This is a genomic window from Variovorax sp. P4_D9 (genome assembly GCF_056401695.1).
Window position 1 is genome coordinate 1 of sequence record NZ_JBFUIU010000080.1, and the last position, 19,201, is coordinate 19,201.

A 19,201-nucleotide genomic window follows, 5' to 3' on the forward strand; every position below is an offset into this window, starting at 1 on the left:
TCTTCTACGACACCGTCGACTACGACACCGTCGAGGAGACCCTGGCCGCCAACGGCTTCGCGCCCAACCCCAAGGGACGCCAGCAAGGCTACCTGCGCAAGGTGGCGTGACGATGAACGGTGCTTCCTCCTTCCCGACGGTCCTCATCGTCCCCGGATTGCGCGATCAGGTGGACGTGCACTGGCAGACGCTGCTGGCCGCGGCGCCTGGCGCTGCACGCCCAGTTCCCCGACGCCGAGCACCCGGTGGTGCGCACGCACCCGGAGACCGGCGAGAAGGTCCTGATTGTCAACGCCTTCACCACGCATTTCACGAACTTCCACACGCCCGACAACGTGCGCTTCGGCGAGGACTACGCACCCGGCGCCAGCGTGCTATTGAACTACCTGATGAGCCAGGCAAGCGTGCCCGAATACCAGTTGCGATTCCGCTGGAAGACGAACAGCGTCGCCATCTGGGACAATCGTTGCACGCAGCACTATGCGGCGCAGGATTTCTGGCCGGCGGTACGCAACCTGGAACGTGCCGGCATCGTCGGCGACAAGCCCTGTTGAACTCACGGCGCGCCCACTGGGTACGCGAGGAGACAAGACCATGTCCAAGGCCATTCGACTACATCAAACCGGCGGTCCCGAGCTGCTGACACTTGAGGACGTCGATGTCGGCGAGCCCGGCCCCGGCCAGGCGCGTGTGCGCCACACCTATGTGGCGGTGAACTTCATCGACATCTACTTTCGCACCGGGCGTTATCCGATGCCGCTGCCCAATGGCCTGGGCTCGGACGCGGTGGGCGTGGTCGAGGCGGTCGGCGCGGGCGTGACCGACATCAAGGTCGGCGACCGCGTCGGCTATCTGCTGGGGCCGCAGGGCGCGTATTCGGATGTACGGCTTATGCCAGCCGAGGTGCTGATCCCGCTTCCCGAGGAGGTGTCGGACCGCAGCGCCTCGGCGCTGATGATGAAAGGCATGACGGCGCAGTACCTATTCCGCCAAGTGTACCCGCTGAAGGGCGGCGAGACGATCCTGTACCACGCCGCGGCCGGCGGTGTCGGCCTGGTGGCCTGCCAGTGGGCACGCGCCGTCGGCGTGACAATGATCGGCACGGTCAGCACCGAAGGCAAGGCCGAGGTCGCACGGGCCCACGGCTGCATGCACACCATCGTCACCGGCGCAATGACGCCCGAGGACATGACACGCGAAATCCCCAAGCGCGTGCGTGAGATCACGGACGGCAAGGGCGTGCCGGTGGCTTACGACTCGGTGGGCAAGGACACGCTGATGGCCTCGCTCGACAGCTTGCAGGTGCGCGGCACCTTGGTGAGCAACGGTACGACTTCCGGGCCGGTGGTGATCGACACCACGCTGCTCGCGGTGAAGGGTTCAATCTGGGTCACGCGTCCGGCGATGATCCACTACGCCGCGCCGCGCTCGCACATGCTGGCCATGGCCGACGAGCTGTTCGGCCTGGTCAAGGCCGGCAAGATCGTTGGCGAACCGAAGCAGAGCTTCGCGCTGGCCGCCGCCGCCGACGCGCACCGAGCACTCGAATCGCGCAAGACCGTTGGAGCAACCGTGCTCGTGCCCTGAACCATACCGGGGCGACACAGCATGGCCACCTATCTGCCAGAGTCGAGCGGTCGTCCCGGCGGCGACGATACCTACCTGACCGGGCGCGGCCCGGCCTGGTTCGCCTTCGCGATGACGCTCACGCTGATGCTGGTCGACTACATCGACCGGCAGGTCATCGTCTCGCTGTTCCCGTACATGAAGACCGACTGGGGACTGTCGGACAAACAGCTCGGCGCGCTGGTGTCGATCGTCTCGGTCACGGTGGCGCTGGGCGCGCTGCCGGTGGCCTTGATCGCCGACCGCGCCAGCCGCGTCAAGAGCATCGTCACGATGGCCACCATTTGGAGCCTGGCGTCGATCTCGTGCATGTTCACCCGCAACTACGGCCAGTTGCTGGCAGCCCGCGCCTTCGTCGGCCTGGGCGAGGCGGGCTACGGCTCGGTCGGCGCGGCGCTGATTGCCAGCCTGTTTCCGGCACGCATGCGCGGCGCGCTGCTCGCGGCGTTCTTCGCCGCTGCCTCGGTCGGCTCGGTGCTCGGCGTTCTGCTGGGCGGGCTGATCGCCGCCAAATGGGGCTGGAAGGCCGCCTTCGGCGTGGTCGGTTTCCCGGGACTCCTGCTGGCGCTGCTGTACCTGAAGGTGCGCGACTACAAGACGGTGGCGCTGACGCCGGCCTTGAACGCGGCCACGCGCTCCACTGGCAGCACGGTCGCCTTCATCGCCAAGTCGCTGGTCAAATCGCGCACGATGCTGTGGGTCTGCCTGGGCGGCGCGGCACAGCTGGTGGTGGTGTCGTCGGTGTGGTCGTGGCTGCCCAGCTTCCTCAACCGCTTTCACGGCCTGCCGCCCGACCAGGCGGCGGTGCGCGCGGCGCTGGTGGTGCTGGTCGGCGCCGCCGGCAGCGTGTTCTGGGGCAACATCGTAGATCGTGCCGGTTCGCGACGCCCGCGTTCCAAGCTGTTCGTGATGGCCGCGATCTGCATCGCCGCGATGGCGGTGCTGCTGCCGACCTTCGCTGCCACCGGCTCGGCCGGCCTCGGCCTGTCGTTGCAGTTCGCGCTTATCGCGCTCGGCGGCTTCCTCATGACTTGCAGCGTCGGCCCGGTGACGGCGATCGTCATCGACGTCATCCATCCTGGCGTGCGCGCCACGGGCGCGTCGGTGCTGGCGCTGTTCCAGAACCTCTTCGGCCTGGCGGCAGGGCCGTTCATCGTCGGCGTGCTCTCCGACAGCCTCGGGCTCGAGACCGCAATGACCTTGATCCCGGTGTTCGGCGCCCTGGCCGCCGGGTTCTTCCTTCTCGCCTCGCGCAGCTACGAAGGCGACAAGGAGCGCGTGGCCACGGTGCCGGTCGATGCCGAGCCTTCCGCCCATTCAGGAGCTGGATTGCGGCCAGCCTCAGACCAGAAAGGGTGACGAATGCCCAAGTCGTAGCCTGCTGACGACTTGGCTTGGAACGTACCCCTCAAAACGAACGCCGGCCTGCCGCCGATGCCGAGGTCATGGCCGTTCTTGTTGTTGATCTGTGCGTACGTGGCGTACAGCGCGGGTGCGCTTCGGCAGGTGTGCAGACATCGTAACGAGCCTGAATCCGGGCGTTCGACACCTTTTCAACTTCACACGGGCTTCAGCGCCAGCCTTCCCGAAGACCAAGACCTTGCATATGAAAACAATCACTTCAGGCGTGCTGCGCGCACGCGTCAACCTGCTCGTTCCAGGCCTCCTGATGAGCGTCGTCGTGGCRGCAGCAGCAACCTTCCTGGCCGAGCACTACCACGCGCCGGTCATGCTGTTTGCGCTGCTGCTGGGCATGGCGGTGAACTTCCTGGCCGTGGAGGGCCAATGCAAGCCAGGCATCGAGTTCACATCGCGTGAAGTGCTGCGCATCGGCGTGGCGCTGCTGGGCATGCGCATCACGTTTTCCCAGATTGCAGCGCTGGGATGGCATCCGGTGGTGCTCGTCGTGGGGTCGGTCATCCTGACCATTCTCGTGGCGATGCTCGTCGCTCGTGCCATGGGTTTCCAGACCCTGTTCGGCCTGCTCACTGGCGGCGCAACCGCCATTTGCGGGGCCTCGGCAGCACTGGCGTTAGCGGCGGCCTTGCCGGCGCATCCGGGGAAGGAACGGGCCACCCTGTTCACGGTCATCGGCGTTTCGGCCCTGTCGACGCTGGCCATGATCGTCTATCCGATGGTGGTCCAGCTGTTCGGCCTCGACGCGACGCAGGCCGGCATATTCCTGGGTGGAACCATCCACGACGTGGCCCAGGTCGTGGGRGCCGGCTACGGAATGTCGCAGCAGACCGGAGATACCGCCACGGTGGTGAAGCTGATGCGGGTGGCCATGCTGCTGCCGGTCATCGTCTGTGCGGTCATGATCAGCCGAGGCCGTGGCGGTGAACAGGGAGGCAAGCGCCCGCCCCTGCTGCCCTGGTTCGCGGTGGGCTTCATCGTACTCGCTGCCGTCAACAGCACCGGGTGGATTCCGGCGCCGGTGCAGTCTTTCGCCAAYGACCTGTCGCGCTGGTGCCTGGTCATCGCCATCAGCGCCCTGGGAATGAAGACCCAACTCAAGGAGCTGGCAACCGTRGGCCTCAAGCCGATCCTGCTGATGGTGGGCGAGACGGTCTTCCTGGCCGCGCTCGTGGTGGGCATGCTGCGCTGGGGCCTCTGAGTCCTGAGGGAGCGCAAGCTGGTCCTGCGTGCGACGCGGTGGTGGATCGGACGCACCCAAATACCAGGTGATTGCCATCAATTGTGTGGCGGGCCGCCGGCGCCTGCGAGAAAATTGCCGTTGGTGCTCTCACCCCCGCGCCGAAACCGCAGGTGCCCCGCCTGCGCCAGGACTTTCCGAATGAACTTTCAGAGGCAAAATAGATGACACAGCGACCCTGGTTCCGGTCGTACGGCGACGTCCCGCCGCACATCAATCCCGATGCCTACAGCTCGATCGTCGCGCTGCTTGAAGAGGCCATGGGCAAATATGCCGACAAGACGGCCTTCCGGTCATTTGGGCAAAGCCTGACTTACCGCGACATCGACCGGCTGTCGGCGCGCCTCGCCAGCTATCTGCAGCGCGAGCTCGGCGTCGGCAAGGGCGACCGAATCGCGGTCATGATGCCCAATCTGGTGGCCTTTCCGCTGGTCTTCATCGGCATCGCCCGTCTGGGCGCGGTGCAGGTCAACGTGAATCCGCTCTATACCGCGCGGGAACTGGCGCATCAACTCAACGATGCCGGTGTGAAGACCATCGTCGCCTTCAACGGATCCACCCCGACGCTCGCCGAGGTGATCAAGGACACCGGCGTCAGCACCGCCATCACGGCCGGCCCAGGCGATGGGTTACCGCAACCGGTGCCAGCGCCGGCAGCCGATGCGCGCCTGAGCGGCGTCGTGCCGCTTGCGGACATCCTGCTCGAAGGCAAGCCCACGGACTATCGCGTCCCCGCCCTGACCGGCGACGATCTGCTGTTCCTGCAATACACGGGCGGCACCACCGGCGTGTCCAAGGGCGCCTGCCTGTCGCATCGCAACCTGGTGGCCAACACCGAGCAGTTCAAGGCCTTCATGCGGGACACCATCCGGCCCGGTGAGGAGGTGGTGGTGACGGCGCTACCGCTCTATCACATCTTCGCTTTGATGGTGAACCTGATCAGCTACTTCTCCGTCGGCGCCGAGAACTGGCTGGTGGCCAATCCGCGTGACATGGACGGCCTGATCGACACCTTCAAGCAGTCCCGGCTGAGCATGTTTTCCGGTGTCAACACCCTCTATGCGGGCCTTGCCGCCCACCCCAGGCTCAAGGAGGTGGACTTCTCGAATCTGCGGTTGTCGATCGGCGGCGGGGCCGCGGTGATCGGCGCGACTTCCACGCGCTGGAAGGAGGTCACGGGGCGCCTCATCCTGGAGGGTTACGGCCTCTCTGAAACCAGCCCTATCCTGTCCATCAACCCGCCGTTCGTCGAAGCGTTTTCCGGCACGACCGGGCTGCCCCTTCCCTCGACGGATATCAAGCTGATTGACGAAAAGGGCCTTGAGGTGCCCCTGGGCCAGGCCGGCGAAATCTGCGCCAGCGGCCCCCAGGTCATGAGCGGCTATTGGCAAAAACCCGAGGCCAATGAATCCGCCTTCACGCCAGACGGCTACTTTCGCACTGGCGATGTCGGCGTCTTCGACGAGCAGGGGTACCTCAAGATCGTGGACCGCATCAAGGACATGATCATCGTCTCGGGGTTCAATGTCTACCCGAACGAGATCGAAGCGGTGGCGACGGCCTGCCCCGGCGTGGCCGAGTGCGCCTGCGTGGGCGTGCCCGACGAGAAGACCGGGGAGGCCCTGCGCCTCTTCGTCGTGAAGGCGCCCGGCGCGGCCCTGACCGAGCAGGACGTCATCGATCACTGCCGCGCATCGCTTACCGCGTACAAGGTGCCCAAGCTCGTGCGCATCGTCGATTCCCTTCCCAAGTCCACCGTAGGGAAAATCCTGCGACGAGAGTTGCGAGACGTCGCCTGAGGATCCGGCTCATGGTCGGTTCACATAGTCTCGTCGCGCCCCGCGCCGACAAGTCCCGTGGCGCCGCGCTTCGCACCAAGGCGGCAAAGGCGCAAAGCCCGTTCGTCATCGAAATGATGGAGCTCGGCACGGCGGCATCCCGTTTCCATCCGCGTCGGCCGCCAGGCCGGGGTGATCTCGGTTTTCGTGCAGGTATTCGCCGCCTCCGAGTGGCGCAGAAAGCTGCTGTAGACGCCAGGCGATGGACATCTACCTCGGCTTTGCCGCGCTGCTGGTGGTGCGGCGCTGCCGCCCCTGCCCTGCCCTCCCCTGCCACTGAGCGGGTAGGGTTCTTCGTAAGCCTCCAGCTGGTCGGCTTCGGAGAAGTCCTCGCCCCGGCTGATCCTGCTGGACCCGGATCGGATCACGTCGGCACCGAAGCAACCCACGCTGACCGAGTTCGCTGAAGCGCAGGGCGGTGGCCGGCTTGTTCTCACGCCTGGCCGCGGCCGCGAAACCCGGGCGGCCACGCCAACGTCCTCACTGTGCTGCCCGAGGCGCCCGGCCGGTCGCGCGTGCTGGGAGCCACGCTGATCCCCGAGATGCCGAAGGCGGAGAAGTCTCTCAATTACGGGCGCAAGAATGTCGATTCGTTCTGGAGCGCGCTTGGCGAAGACTTCGCGCTCGGCGTCTCGGCCCAGTCCACGCTGGCCAGCGGCGTGAACAAGGTCCTGCACTTCGGCGCCAACGAATGGTGCTCGGCGAAGTTCCATCGCGACGTCGAKGCGGCGAGCGCCTAGGGCCGTGCGGAAGCCGGCACCGGCCGTTCCTGCGCCGTCACCATGCGTGTGACGAGGCGGCCCTCGCGCAGAAGCGACACCTCCACGGGCCGCCCGATGCGGTCCGCGCCGAGCAGGCGCAGTAGGTCGTCCGCTCCCGCCACCACCACGTCGTCCAGCGCGATGAGGATGTCGCCCACGCGCAGGCCCGCCCGATCCGCTGCGCCGCCGGCCTGCACTTCGCCGACACGCACGGCGTTGGCGCCCGAATGAACGGCCAGCGCCACGCGCCGGGGCAGCGGCACCGTCTGCGCCGCGATGCCGAGGTGCGCGCGCCGCACCCGGCCGTGCGCGATGAACTCGCCGATCACGAAGCGCGCCGTATTGCTCGACACCGCGAACGCGAGCCCCTGCGCACCCGCGATCATGGCCGTGTTGATGCCCACCACCTGCGCGGACGCAGCCACGAGCGCGCCGCCCGAGTTGCCCGGATTGAGCGCCGCGTCGGTCTGGATCACGTCGTCGATGAGGTGCCCGCTCTGCGATCGCAGCGAGCGGCCCAGCGCCGACACGATGCCGGCGGTGATGGTCGATTCGAAGCCCAGCGGATTACCGATGCCCACGACCAGATGGCCGCGCCTGAGCATTTTCGAATCCCCGAGCGTCGCGGTGGCCGCGCTGCGCGGAAGCTCCACGCGCAGCAGCGCGAGATCGGTGGCGGGATCGTCGCCGAGCACTTCGGCTTCCCTGTCGCCGGCTTCCGCGAGCCCGATGCGCACGCGCCGCGCGCCGCCGACGACGTGGCTGTTGGTCAGCACCAGCCCGTCGCCGGCGATGACCACGCCCGAGCCCAGGCCGCCGCGGCGGCCGGCCGTGCCGCTTTGCACCCGCACCACGGCCGGGCCGACGTTGTCGGCCACCGTCGCGACCGCGTGCGAGTAGGCGTCGATGAGCGCGTCCTGGTTCAGCTCGGGCGCGCTGCCGTCGATGGAGGGAGAGGGGGTGTGGTCGTTGAACATGGTTTTCTCAAAGATGGATGACACCCTGCCGCACCGCCTGCGCCACCGCGTCCGTGCGGCCGGATGCATCCAGCTTGTCGAGCAGCGAGCCGACATGGAACTTGGCCGTGTGCACCGAAATGCCCAGCCGCCGGGCGATGGCCTTGTTGGATGCTCCTTCGGCCATGAGGGCGAGCACTTCGAGTTCGCGCCGGGTCAGCGTCGCGTCGGTGTCTGCCGCGGTCGTTGCATCGGCCGCCACCACTTTGGCATCGGCCGGTTCGCCGCGCCGCGCGACACGCAGCCCCGGCACGTCCGCCAGCGACGCGAGCAGGCGCTCCGACAGCGCGGCATCGGCCACATCGATCGCGATCACGATCGGCTCCGTGGCGCTCGTGCTGTTCAATCGGCCGGCCTTTCGCCAATGGTGATCTGCGCCTCGCCGGGCTCGCCCGCGCGCCGCAGCGACAGCGCCACGACGGTGCCCACGCTGGCGGGCCCCAGCGCGCGCAGCAGCATCTGCACGCTGCGCACCGGCTCGCCGTTCCAGGCCACGATCACGTCGCCCTGGCGCAGGCCCGCCGCCGCGGCCGGTCCGTCGCGGTCGATGCTCATCACCATGGCGCCAATGCCCTCGGGCTCGATCTTCACCGGCTGGAGGCCCAGACCCAAGTAGCCTCGCGGCACCCGGCCGTGGGCGGCCAACTGCGCGGCCACGCGGTCGATCGTCGCGCCCGGAATGACGAGCACGCGGCGGCGCGGCCCGAAGACGCTCATGCCGATGGCCCGGCCTTGCGCATCCAGCGCCAGTCCGCCTTCGGCGATGCGGCGCATCGTCAGCCCGAGCTCGATCCGTGCGTCGATGTCGCCACCGCGCAGGCTGCGCCATGCGGGCGCCGCCAGCGAAACCACGCCTGCCGCAGCGACCGGCGTGCCGGCGAGCGATCCCACCGAGAGTGCCATGGATGCGACGCGCACCGGCGCCGCGTCGAACGCGATTGGGGAGGGCGCAGCGCCATCGATGCGCAGCAGGGCGATGTCGGTGCCGGCGTCGCGCCCGACGAGCGTTGCCCGCGCGCTCGCGCCGCCGGGCAGGCAGACCGTCACGTCCGCGTCGTCGGGCAGCGCCTCTTCGCAGGTGACGACCAGCCCTTCGCGCCACGCAAAGCCGCTCGCGCGCGAACGCCCGGTGTGCACCGCCACCACGCTGCCGGACGCAGCAGCCACCGCATCGGCCATTGCCGCGGACAGTTGTTCGAGAGATGAGGACATCGTTTCGGCCATGGGACTTAGATGGCTTCATTGTGTGAAGGCACAAGGGCTGGCGCTACTGCCCGGATGGGCAGGGTGTGCATACTGTTCAACCCATGAAGCTGCAGCCGTTCGTCCGCGTCGATGACACACCGTTCTCGGCCTCCAGGGAAGAGGTCCTGAGGATGCGCGGCGAGCCCATGAGATCGTGCCGGAACGACGTCGGGCTGCATGAGCTCGACTATGACTCGGTGGTCTACCGCTTTCAGGATTGCGGCAGGCTGGAAGAGATCACCCTGCGGGCGCCGGTCGTGAACATCGGCAATTTGTCGGTGCCATTTGCCGCACTGGCTTCCTTTGTTCGAGCGACAGATCCGTCGGCGTTCGAGAGGGCGGGCTTTCTCGTCACGCCGATGTTCGGGCTTGCTTTCGATCCGGATGAACCTTTCTGGGTCACCGCGCTGGCGGCGCACTGCCTGGACGCGTGGCGCGCCCTGTGAAACCGAAAGGAGGTCGGTCGATTCGTCATTGACACGACCTTGAAGTTCTCCTTCTTGGTCCTGGAAATGATTCAATATATAACGAACCGCATCGTCACATAACTAGATGGACATCATCCTTCGAGCAGGCTTCAAAAGGCGCGGCCGTGACAAACGTCGCGCCGGTACACGCATTCTGGGTACTCATCTTCGGGGTCTCCATCAACGAGGGCGCGACCAACGGCGACATGGCCAACCGCCTCGGTATCAGCGAGGACACAGTCAAGGTGCACATGTCGCGCTCGTACAAGCACAAGCGTCTGGGCGTGAACAGCCGCTCACAGGCGCTGGACTACGCCAGGTCGAATGGTTTCCTTCGACACAGCAGGAGCAAATCGCCGCTGCGCAGGGATCTAACCGTCAACCGCCCGGCATCGAACCGGGCGGAAGCTTCCTCAACGCTTCTGGCCAGGTTGCTGCTGCGTGCCTTGACCTGGTTGTTGACCTGGCTGCTGCTTACCCGGGTCTTGCTGTTGCTGCCCAGGGTTACTCGGGCTTCCTTGTCCCGGTTGTTGCTTTCCGGGATCCTGCTGCTGCTGGCCTGGGTTGCTCGGCTGATTGCCGGTCTGGTTGGGATTGTTCTGACCTGATTGATTTGCCATGTGTATGCCTCTTGAGTGTTCGGAGCGATGGCGCTCCGGTGCCCAAAGTAGGCAAGGCTTCAACGCGCCCCGGTAATCACGCATCCAGTCGGCGCGTAGGACAAGTTTCGTGTCCTACCTACTTCCTGGCGCAGGACGGCGAGCCGGCAGGCTTCCAGCTCGACGACTTCGCATCCGCAGTCCGGCGTCTAGTTGGTGTTCACGCCGCTACGAGACCATGGTCCCGATCGTGCGCGAGGACTGTCTGAAGCGCCTCCCGCGGCCGCGTCGCGCCCCGCCCCGCCCTGACAAACCGAGGCGGGCGCCTACATTGCGGGCTTGCGGTTCGGGATAGCTTCCCGTTACTCGCCATGGTCGAATCCAAGCTCGCCATTTACGGTGCCATCGCGGCGAACATTGCGATCGCGATCACCAAGTTCATCGTCGCCGGCATCACGGGCAGCTCGGCCATGCTGCCCGAAGGCGTTCACAGCGCAGTCGACACCTTCAACGGAATCCTGCTGCTGGTCGGGCTTCGGCTCAGCAAGCGCCCGGCGACCGACGAGCATCCGTTCGGCCACGGCAAGGAACTGTACTTCTGGAGCCTGATCGTCGCAGTGCTCATCTTCGGACTCGGTGGCGGCGTTTCCATCTATTAGGGCTTCCAGCACATTCAGCAGCCGGAGCCGATCCGAGACCCCCACCTGGAACTACGTCGTCCTGGCGGCCACCGCCCTGTTCGAAGGGACGAGTTTCGGGATCGCGCTGCGTCAGTTCAGGAAAGAGGTCGGGGCCCGGCCCTTCTGGCGCGCACATCATGCGAGCAAGGATCCGACCACATACACGGTGCTGGCGGCAGACGCGGGCGCCCTGCTGGGTCTTGCGATCGCGGCGGCTGACATCTATCTGATATGGGTCATCGACTGGAGAAACCGGAACTCGACGGGGTCGCGTCGCTCGTGATCGGGCTGCTGTTGGCGGGGGACGCGGTGCTACTGGTCCGCGCCATCGCGCGCGAGCAGCCCGGCGTCTATACGGTTGGGCGCATCCTCTCGATGTACATGGGTCCAAGCGATGTCTTGGCAGTCATCGATCTGGGACTTTGCCGACGGCACCTCGACCGAGAACGCGGCCGCCGCAATCGCCGCCATCGAGGCGCGCGTGCGGGCGCGCTACCCGATGATCAAGCGGCTCTTCATCGAGGCCGGAGCGTCTGCCCTTAGCAAATCAGCGCCTGCGGTTCCCTGAGGCGCCGCTTCTCGGCGCTGCGCAGACATTCGCGAAGTCTCTCGACGCGCGCGATGCCGATCGCCTAGAGCTCCCGGCAGGCCTTCCCGCGGTTCGTGCGTCTTTCGATGCTGCTGCCGATGATCTTGATCAGCGTCTGTGCGTTTCCGCGCATTCCATGGGTGGAAGTTCGATACGACCCGGTGCCAACGATCATGGGGTCGCGTCGCCCGGGACAACAGAATACGCGCCGCTCCTAGGGCTTGCAGAACAGTGCTGTTCCCGCGGCGTCCATGGCTTCGGCTGTTCCGTCGCACTCACGAACTAAGCATAAGAAGCACAGGTCCATGCTATGGGCCGGGCCCGGGCGCCTCGGCGTCGTGCGATGAGACGGCGATTACGGCCGCCCGCGGCGAGCGGTTGCTCCAGGCATGACGCGTAGCGCGCTGGACCACGGTGTCGCCGGCGCGCAAAGCGAGTTCGGCCGTGTCGAGCACGAGTGTGATCACGCCCTCGAGCACCACGCATAGGTCCAGCGTGCGCCCCTGCTGCATGTAGAGGTGGCGCGCATCGTCGCCACACCACGCATACGGCGACCCGGCGCTCGCAAAGAAGGCGCGCGCCGCGGCAGGCGACACCTGGCCCTGCCAAATGGCATCGGGCGGCACGGTGACGATGCGGAAGAGCGATCCGCCCGGTGGCGGCTCGATCAATCCGGGCAGCTGCGCCACCTGCCGCGCCGTCAGATGTGCTGCAGGCGTGCGGTCGGTCGCCCAGACGCGCGCACTCCGAAAGCCGGGACGCGCGGGGTCGCGCAACACATCGTCGACAGGGCCGTCGGCGAGCGCTCGAGACCGGCCGTCGTCGCCGTCGGCGGTGACGATGCGGCGCACTTCGCGGTCAGCGATCGTTTTCATCGTCCGGTTCTTTCTTCTCGGTCGCACCGCCCATCATCACGAACGCCATCAGGCTCGGCGCATCGGGGTTGGTCCAGCCGTGCCAGTTGCCCAATTGCACGACCGTATCGCCGGGAAGCATGACGCGGTCGCCGTCGTCCAAGCGCAAGGTGCGCAGCCCTTCCATGAGCACGCCGTAGTCCACCGTCTGCGAGCGGTGCACCGGCGAGCTGAAGGCATTCTGGCYGCCGCGGTCCCAGGTATGGCCGTTGGGACGCAGCCGCGGTGCGTGCGACGCGACGGCGCTCGAGTCCGATGCCGCGTCGTAGTTCGCCGGCTTGCCGGCCGAGTGCACGATGCGAAGGTGGCCGCCCGCCGGCGGCGGATCGAAGCGGAAGGGCCCGGCGCCGTCGTCGCGTGTGCCCGTTACCGGCGCGGGACAACGAGCGAAGACCCAGACATCGGTCATGCCCGCGCTGGCGGCCACGCCTCCGACATTCACATTGGGCGCGGCGCTGTCGTAGAGGACGATCGAGCGTCCCTCCGCGTCCTGGCCGGTAACGACGCGGCGGACAGGCTTCATCGGTACGGGCATGGCGAGCGCTCAATCGGACTGGATGTTGCCGGCCTTGATGACCTTGGCTGAGCGGGCGATGTCGGCTTTCACGAAAGCCTCGAACTCCTCGCGGCTCGAACCAGCCGGCTCGAAGCCCGCGGCCTCGGCGTTCGCCGCGACATCGGGCATGTGCATGATCCGCGCGATGTCTGCCGAGAGCCTCGCGACGATCGCGGGCGGCGTCTTCGCGGCGACGTGCACGCCGTTCCATCCGACCACGGAAAAATCCGGATAGCCCTGCTCGGCCACGGTCGGCACATCGGGCAGCGCGGCATAGCGCTTGGGGCCGCTGACCGCGATCGCGCGCAGCTTGCCGCTCTTGACCAGGGGAAGCGCCGACGGCGCCGGCACGAACATCAATCCGACCTGCCCTCCCATGACGTCTGTCACGCCCGGTGCCGCACCCTTGTAGGCGACGTGCACCATGTCGATTTGAGCCATCTGCTTGAGCATCTCGCCGGCCAAGTGCGCCGGCGTTCCGTTGCCCGACGATGCATAGTCCAATTTGCCCGGCTTCGTCTTCGCGAGCGCGACGAGTTCCCCCACCGAATGGATCGGAAGCGACGGATTGACGACCAAAATGAACGGCAGCGTCGCCATCAAGCTGACCGGCGCTAGATCGCGCTGGAAGTCGTAGGGTGCCTTGGGCTGGAGCACGCTGTTGATGGTGTAGGAGCCCGTCGAGAGCAGCAGCGTGTAGCCGTCGGCCGCCGACTTGGCGACCGCGTCGGCCGCGACGATGCCACCGGCGGCGGGCCGCTGGTCGACGATGACCGGCTGGCCCCAGTTCTCGCCCAGCTTCTGCGCCACGAKGCGGGCCAATGCGTCGGGACCGGGACCGACGATGATGCGCGTCGGCCGGCTCGGATAGTCCTGCGGCGCCGCGGCACCGCAGAACAGCAGCAGCGCCAGCCCGGCCTGCCAGCCGCGCGGAAGGCGGCATTTCGCCACGGGCGGGGAACCCAGTCGAGTGGGCAGCAGCATCGCGTTGTCTCCAGGAATCTTCACCGTGCACGAGCACCGTCGCAACGGATGCTAGGGGCCGCGGCTTATTCTTGAAAGAACTATTTATCTATAGCGCCATTCCTTGGCGTTATAGCTCCTGCGTGCCGGCGCGCAAGGCTTTCTCGATCGCGGCACGGTCCCAGCGCGGCTGCACCATGCCGATGAAGTCAACCATGTAGCTGCGCAGGTAGTTGCCGCGGCGCAGTTCGATCTGCGTGACGGTGGGCGCGAAAAGGCTGCCGGCGGGGCGCATCGCGAGCGTCTTGTCGCGAGCCGGCTCGTACGCCACCGAGGGCACGATGGCTACGCCGAGTCCGAGTTCGGCGTAGGTCTTGATCACGTCGACGTCAATCGCGCTCAGGACGATGTTGGGCACGATGTCGGCGGCCTGGAACGCGTCGCGCACCGCCCAGCCCCCCGCGAAGCTCGCGTCGAGCGTGATGATGGGATAGGCCGCGATGGCCGCCAGCGTGAGCTTCTTGCGCGACTGCAGCAGCGGATGTGCGCGCGGCGCAATCACGCAGCGCTCGACCGGCTCGCCCGGCAGGAACACCAGCTCCGGCGGACTCTCGGGCGGCCGGCCGGCGATGCCGATGTCGGCCTCGCCGGAGACGACCCATTGCGCGATCTGCGCCGGGCTGCCCTGGCGCAGCGCGAGCCGCACTTCGGGGTACCGCACGGTGAAGCCCCGGATGACATCGCGCAGCATGTAGCGAGCCTGGATGTGCGTCGTCGCGACGACCAGGCGGCCTTCGGTGCGGTGCGTGTGTTCCTCGCCGATGCGCTTGAGGTGCTCGGCGTCGAGCAGCATGCGCCGCGCGACCTCCAGCACGTCCGCGCCGGCCTCGGTCAAGCCCGTGATGCGGTTGCCCTGGCGGATCAGCACATCGACGCCGAGCTCGCGCTCCAGCATCTGGATCTGCTTGCTGATGCCGGGTTGCGAAGTGTGCAGCGCGCGCGCCGCCCGCGACACGCTGAGTTCGGCGTCGACGACGCCGCAGAGGTAGCGAAGTTGCTGCAAGGTCATGGGACGCGACTATAACTTTTCGGTCTCGACTGATAAAGAAATAATCCTTTTCGGAATCGAGACCGGCTCCTACGATCCGCGGCCACACCACTGCAAGAGGACTGGAAGATCTCATGCCCGAAATGACAGGCTCGCGCCTTTTCGCCGAAATGCTGGCGGCCTACGGCGTCACGCACGTCTTCTACATCCCCGCGATCATGCTGGGCGGCATCGCCGAGATGGAGCACATGCCGATCCGCCGCATCATGACCCACGGCGAGAAATCCGCCGCCTACATGGCCGACGGCTATGCCCGCGCGAGCGGCAGGCCCGGCATCTGCATGGCACAGCAGATCGGCGGCTCGAACCTCGCGGCCGGGCTGCGCGACGCCTTCATGGCCGGCGCGCCGGTGGTCGCCATCAGCGGCGGGCCACCGGTGCACGCGCAGTACCGCAACGCCTACCAGGAAGTGCAGGATCTTTCGCAGTTCGACGCTGTGACCAAGTTCAACGTGCGTGTCGACGAGGTGAGCCGCCTGCCCGACCTGCTGCGCCAGGCCTTCCGGGCCTCGACCACCGGCGCGCCCGGCCCGGTGCACTTGCAGATTCGCGGGCCGCACGGCAATTCGTCCTATGCCAAGGCCGAGCTGGACGCCCTGGCCGAGCCGCGCTTCGGACAGGTGCCGCCCTTCCGGCCGGCGGCCGATGCGCAGACGATCGCCGATGCCGCGACGATGCTGGTGCACGCCGAACGGCCGATCATCGTGGCCGGTGGCGGCGTGACCTCCTCCGGCGCGCAAGCCGAGGTCGTCGCGCTGGCGAAGCGCCTGCGCATCCCGGTAGCGACCTCGCTCAACGGCAAGGGAACGATCGACGAGCGCGACCCGCTGTCGGTCGGCGTCGTCGGCTCTTACTCGCGCGAATGCGCCAACCGCGCGGTGTGCGAAGCCGACCTGGTGTTCTTCATCGGCAGCCAAACGGGCGGCCAGGTGACGGTCGACTGGAAGGTGCCGCGCAAAGGAACGACCGTGCTACAGCTCGACATCGACCCGCAGGAACTGGGCCGCAACTATCCCAACGCGGTGTCTCTCGCCGGCGATGCGAAGGCGACGCTCGCACAACTGATTGACGTGATCGACGTGATGGAGGGGGCCGCACCGGCCGTCCATGAGCGCCGCGAGAACTGGGTGGCGCGCGTCGGCGAGTTGGTTGGCGACTGGCGCAAGGCGGCGGACCCGCTGCGGAACTCCGATGCCGTGCCGATCCGCCCGGAGCGCATCTGTCAGGACATCACCGACGTCCTGCCCGCCGACGGCATCGTGGTGTGCGACACCGGACACTCGGGCATGTGGTGCGCCGCGATGGTCGAGCTGACTCAGCCTGCGCAGCGCTTCGTCCGCGCGGCCGGCTCGATGGGCTGGGGTTTTCCGGGCGCGATGGGCGTCAAGTGCGCCCAACCCGATCGCGCGGTCATCTGCTTCACCGGCGACGGAGCGTTCTATTACCACATCGCCGAGCTGGAGACGGCGGCGCGCTTCGGCATCAACTTGGTCGTGGTGGTGAACAACAACAGCGCCCTCAACCAGGAGATACCGCTGTGGGACAAGGTCTATCCCGAGGGCGAGGCCGCGCAAGCGCGGACCGAGGACCTGTGGCGGTTCGAGAAGATCGACTTCGCCGCGGTGGCGCGCTCGTTCGGCTGCGAAGGCATCCGCGTCGAGCATCCCGATGAACTGAAGGCCGCGCTCACACGCGCCTTGGCAACGAACAAACCCGTCGTGATCGATGTGATCAGCGACATCGACGCCTTCGCGCCGCAAGGCTGGACCCCGGAGGGCCGACATGGATACTGATCTGCATAGCGAGGGCTTCGACCGCGTGGCCGATCGCCACCCGCCGCTCGACAGCATCGCCCAGGGCATGAGCTTCGGCGAGGGCCCTGTCTGGGACCGCCGCAAAGGCGTGATGTACTGGGTCGACATCATCGGCAACACGATCTGGCGCTGGACACCGGGTGTGGGCCGCGAGGTGGTGCTGCGGCCGTCGCGCCACGCCAACGGCCTCACCTTCGATCTGGAAGGCCGCCTGACTGTTGCGGGTTGGTGCAGCCGCAGCATCTGGCGCTTCGAGCATGACGGCGTCATCACGAGCATCGCCGAACACTACGACGGCAAGAAGTTCAACAGCCCGAACGACATCGTCGTGAAGTCCGACGGCTCGACGTGGTGGACCGATTCGGCCGGCGGCCTGGTCATCCCCGGCATGGTCGCCGAGGACGTGCAGCGCTACCTCGACGTGCAGGGCGTCTACCGACTGTCGCCCGACGGCCGCACGGTCGCGCTCGCGATCGCCGACTGCGCCTATCCGAACGGACTGGCCTTCACGCCGGATGAGAAACAGCTCTACGTCAACGACACGCAGCTCGGGATCATCCGCGTGTTTGACGTGCATCACGACGGAAGCGTCGGCCCCGGCCGACTCTTTCACAAGCTCACGGGCGCCGAAGCCGGCGTGGCCGACGGGATGAAGGTGGACGTGGAAGGCAACGTCTACTGCACCGGGCCCGGCGGCGTGCATGTCATCGCCCCCGACGGGCGCCTGCTGGGACGGCTGCGGATTCCGGGCCACTGCACCAACATGGCATGGGGAGACGAGGACATGTGTTCGCTCTACGTCACGACCTTTCAGCAGTTGGTGCGGACCCGCCTGAAGATTCCGGGGGTGTCGCCGTGGTGAACGCGCTCTCGAACGGCAACTGGTATTTCGAACCAGTCGCAGGCCCATTCAAGGGCAACATGGGCGGCGTCGCGTGGGATGGCCACGCCGTGCTCTTCAGCCTGCCGGACGCCATGGTCGTCAAACGCTTCGACCCCGGGACAGGCGCCGTGGACGACTGGCGCAAATACAGCGGCCGCGCCAACGGCCTGGCCGTTGCAGGCGATGGCTCGGTCTATGCGGCACAGGAAGGCGGTCGGCGCGTCATCCAGTACCTGCCAGATGGCAGCGCTGCCGTCACGGGTCTGCGCTTGGCCGGCGCCGTGCACAACCACCCGTGCGATGTCGTGGTCGACAGCCGCAACCGTGTCTGGTTCTCGGATCCGCACCACGGCGTGCATGCATTTGGCCCGCAAGTGTTCCCGCCGCTTGACCATGCGTCGGTGCTGCGGCTGGAGCGCGATGAGCGCCGCGCCTGGCAGATTCGCCGGGTCACCTTCGACACCACCGTGCCGCGCGCCGTGCTGCTGTCGGCCGACGAGACCATGCTGTACGTGGCGGAAGGCGACACGCTCCGCAGCACCGTGCGCGAACTGCGCGCTTACCCGATCAGGCCGGACGGCACGGTCGGTGCCTTCACCGTTCTGCACACCTTCGGTAGCGACCACCGCGGTGCGCATCGCGGCATCGAGGGGCTGTGCCTGGACGAGGCAGGCTGCGTCATCGCATGCGGCGGCGGCCGCGATGCCGGCCCGGGCCCGCTGATCTACGTCTTCGCGCCCTCGGGCCAGCTGCTGGCAACCCACGCCTTTCCTGGAGATGCGCCGGTGCGCTGCTCCTTCGGCGGCGCGGCGCTCGACGAACTCTACGTCAGCAGCACCGACGGCCACCTCTACCGGGCACGCCGGAGCGGCAAAGGAGCGCGGCCATGGCCCCACTGACCCTGGCACAGGCCAACAGGATCATCGCCGCCGCGCTCGCGCACTCGAAGCAGGCCGGCTACAAACCCATGGGCATTGCCGTGCTCGACGAGGCCGGCCACCTCAAGGCCTTTGCGCGCGAAGACGGGGCCAGCATGTTCCGCTTCGAGGTGGCACAGGGCAAGGCCTGGGGGGCCGTGGGCATGGGCGTCTCGAGCCGCGTTCTGGGCGAACGGGCGCAGGGCAATCCCAACTTCTTCATCTCGCTGGCCGCCACTGCGGGCGGACGATTCTTGCCGCAGACCGGTGCGGTGCTGATCAAGGATGCGCAGGGCACGGTACTTGGTGCCGTCGGCGCGAGCGGTGGCACCGGCGACGAGGACGAGACGATCTGCATCGCCGGCGTGCAGGCCGCGGGACTCGTGGCCGGCTGAGAAGCTGAGAGTCTTTCGATTTTCCGCTGAAGGCAGTGCGGAGCAACGCGCAGGAAGCTCGCGAAGCAAATTGGGTCGAAAGCATCACCGAGGTGCCAAGTCGAGGGCGTAGGCACTCGCCGAGGGCGCTGAGCGCCGCTTCAGGGCACGCCCCTCATACCGCCTTTGGGGCCC

General features: G+C 67.0%; 20 protein-coding genes and 1 pseudogene. 14 read left to right on the forward strand and 7 right to left on the reverse strand.

Features of this window, described 5'->3' with window-relative positions; all coding sequences use genetic code 11:
* Positions 1-200: 200 nt before the first annotated feature.
* The 6 genes and pseudogenes from AC1DY5_RS11680 to AC1DY5_RS11705 all read left to right on the forward strand — a co-directional run.
* Positions 201-554 (forward strand): annotated as a pseudogene (locus AC1DY5_RS11680) (TauD/TfdA dioxygenase family protein); the annotation flags it as partial.
* 40 nt (positions 555-594) lie between these two features.
* Entirely contained in the window at positions 595-1,587 is a 993-nt protein-coding gene (locus tag AC1DY5_RS11685) for a quinone oxidoreductase family protein (protein ID WP_478111447.1), read from the forward strand.
* A gap of 21 nt (positions 1,588-1,608) precedes the next feature.
* Positions 1,609-2,985 (forward strand): MFS transporter, encoded by a 1,377-nt coding sequence (locus AC1DY5_RS11690; RefSeq protein WP_478111448.1) that lies wholly within the window; start codon positions 1,609-1,611, stop codon positions 2,983-2,985.
* A 247-nt stretch (positions 2,986-3,232) separates the two neighbouring features.
* A complete protein-coding gene (locus tag AC1DY5_RS11695; protein WP_478111449.1) occupies positions 3,233-4,243 on the forward strand; it encodes a YeiH family protein in 1,011 nt (336 codons plus the stop codon).
* A 203-nt stretch (positions 4,244-4,446) separates the two neighbouring features.
* Positions 4,447-6,081, forward strand: coding sequence for an AMP-binding protein (locus AC1DY5_RS11700; protein WP_478111450.1), 1,635 nt, complete (start codon positions 4,447-4,449; stop codon positions 6,079-6,081).
* 524 nt (positions 6,082-6,605) lie between these two features.
* Positions 6,606-6,860, forward strand: a complete 255-nt coding sequence (locus tag AC1DY5_RS11705; protein WP_478111451.1) for an SRPBCC family protein — start codon at positions 6,606-6,608, stop codon at positions 6,858-6,860.
* Here AC1DY5_RS11705 and AC1DY5_RS11710 read toward each other — a convergent pair.
* Genes AC1DY5_RS11710 through AC1DY5_RS11720 form a run of 3 tightly spaced genes read right to left on the reverse strand, consistent with a single transcriptional unit; the run spans position 6,857 to position 9,109 of the window.
* Positions 6,857-7,858, reverse strand: coding sequence for a S1C family serine protease (locus AC1DY5_RS11710; protein WP_478111452.1), 1,002 nt, complete (start codon positions 7,856-7,858; stop codon positions 6,857-6,859). The two genes, AC1DY5_RS11705 and AC1DY5_RS11710, sit on opposite strands and share 4 nt — an antisense overlap.
* Positions 7,859-7,865: 7 nt before the next feature.
* Positions 7,866-8,213: a response regulator transcription factor gene (locus AC1DY5_RS11715; protein ID WP_478111453.1), complete on the reverse strand. Its 348-nt coding sequence runs from the start codon at positions 8,211-8,213 to the stop codon at positions 7,866-7,868.
* Between the two features lie 26 nt (positions 8,214-8,239).
* Positions 8,240-9,109, reverse strand: coding sequence for a S1C family serine protease (locus AC1DY5_RS11720; RefSeq protein ID WP_478111454.1), 870 nt, complete (start codon positions 9,107-9,109; stop codon positions 8,240-8,242).
* A gap of 95 nt (positions 9,110-9,204) precedes the next feature.
* Here AC1DY5_RS11720 and AC1DY5_RS11725 point away from each other — a divergent pair, with 95 nt between their 5' ends.
* The 4 genes from AC1DY5_RS11725 (at position 9,205) to AC1DY5_RS11740 (ending at position 11,456) form a co-directional block, all read left to right on the forward strand.
* Positions 9,205-9,588, forward strand: a complete 384-nt coding sequence (locus AC1DY5_RS11725) for a hypothetical protein (RefSeq protein ID WP_478111455.1) — start codon at positions 9,205-9,207, stop codon at positions 9,586-9,588.
* 146 nt (positions 9,589-9,734) lie between these two features.
* Positions 9,735-10,217 carry a response regulator transcription factor gene (locus tag AC1DY5_RS11730; RefSeq protein WP_478111456.1) on the forward strand — a complete coding sequence of 161 codons (483 nt, stop codon included), beginning with the start codon at positions 9,735-9,737 and terminating at the stop codon, positions 10,215-10,217.
* A gap of 362 nt (positions 10,218-10,579) precedes the next feature.
* Positions 10,580-10,867, forward strand: a complete 288-nt coding sequence (locus AC1DY5_RS11735) for a cation diffusion facilitator family transporter (protein WP_478111457.1) — start codon at positions 10,580-10,582, stop codon at positions 10,865-10,867.
* Positions 10,868-11,282: 415 nt separating this feature from the next.
* Complete coding sequence (locus AC1DY5_RS11740) at positions 11,283-11,456, forward strand: hypothetical protein (protein ID WP_478111458.1); 174 nt, start codon at positions 11,283-11,285, stop codon at positions 11,454-11,456.
* Between the two features lie 329 nt (positions 11,457-11,785).
* On the opposite strand, the gene AC1DY5_RS11745 is transcribed toward AC1DY5_RS11740, so the two are convergent.
* From AC1DY5_RS11745 to AC1DY5_RS11760, 4 genes are all read right to left on the reverse strand, one after another.
* On the reverse strand, positions 11,786-12,352 hold the full coding sequence (locus AC1DY5_RS11745) for a cupin domain-containing protein (protein ID WP_478111459.1): 567 nt from the start codon (positions 12,350-12,352) through the stop codon (positions 11,786-11,788).
* A complete protein-coding gene (locus tag AC1DY5_RS11750; RefSeq protein ID WP_478111460.1) occupies positions 12,336-12,914 on the reverse strand; it encodes a cupin domain-containing protein in 579 nt (192 codons plus the stop codon). Before AC1DY5_RS11750 ends, AC1DY5_RS11745 begins: the two co-directional genes overlap by 17 nt.
* A gap of 21 nt (positions 12,915-12,935) precedes the next feature.
* A complete protein-coding gene (locus AC1DY5_RS11755) occupies positions 12,936-13,931 on the reverse strand; it encodes a tripartite tricarboxylate transporter substrate binding protein (protein WP_478111461.1) in 996 nt (331 codons plus the stop codon).
* A gap of 109 nt (positions 13,932-14,040) precedes the next feature.
* Positions 14,041-14,979, reverse strand: a complete 939-nt coding sequence (locus tag AC1DY5_RS11760; protein ID WP_478111462.1) for a LysR substrate-binding domain-containing protein — start codon at positions 14,977-14,979, stop codon at positions 14,041-14,043.
* A 113-nt stretch (positions 14,980-15,092) separates the two neighbouring features.
* On the opposite strand from AC1DY5_RS11760, the gene AC1DY5_RS11765 reads away from it, so the two are divergent.
* The 4 genes from AC1DY5_RS11765 to AC1DY5_RS11780 are packed head-to-tail and all read left to right on the forward strand — an operon-like array spanning position 15,093 to position 19,027.
* The gene (locus AC1DY5_RS11765) at positions 15,093-16,811 is read left to right on the forward strand and encodes a thiamine pyrophosphate-binding protein (protein ID WP_478111463.1); all 1,719 of its coding nucleotides are present in this window, start codon (positions 15,093-15,095) and stop codon (positions 16,809-16,811) included.
* On the forward strand, positions 16,801-17,694 hold the full coding sequence (locus tag AC1DY5_RS11770; protein ID WP_478111464.1) for an SMP-30/gluconolactonase/LRE family protein: 894 nt from the start codon (positions 16,801-16,803) through the stop codon (positions 17,692-17,694). Before AC1DY5_RS11765 ends, AC1DY5_RS11770 begins: the two co-directional genes overlap by 11 nt.
* On the forward strand, positions 17,688-18,614 hold the full coding sequence (locus AC1DY5_RS11775; RefSeq protein ID WP_478111465.1) for an SMP-30/gluconolactonase/LRE family protein: 927 nt from the start codon (positions 17,688-17,690) through the stop codon (positions 18,612-18,614). The genes AC1DY5_RS11770 and AC1DY5_RS11775 overlap by 7 nt, the downstream gene beginning before the upstream one ends.
* Positions 18,602-19,027, forward strand: coding sequence for a GlcG/HbpS family heme-binding protein (locus tag AC1DY5_RS11780; RefSeq protein WP_478111466.1), 426 nt, complete (start codon positions 18,602-18,604; stop codon positions 19,025-19,027). The genes AC1DY5_RS11775 and AC1DY5_RS11780 overlap by 13 nt, the downstream gene beginning before the upstream one ends.
* The last annotated feature ends 174 nt before the right edge of the window (positions 19,028-19,201 follow it).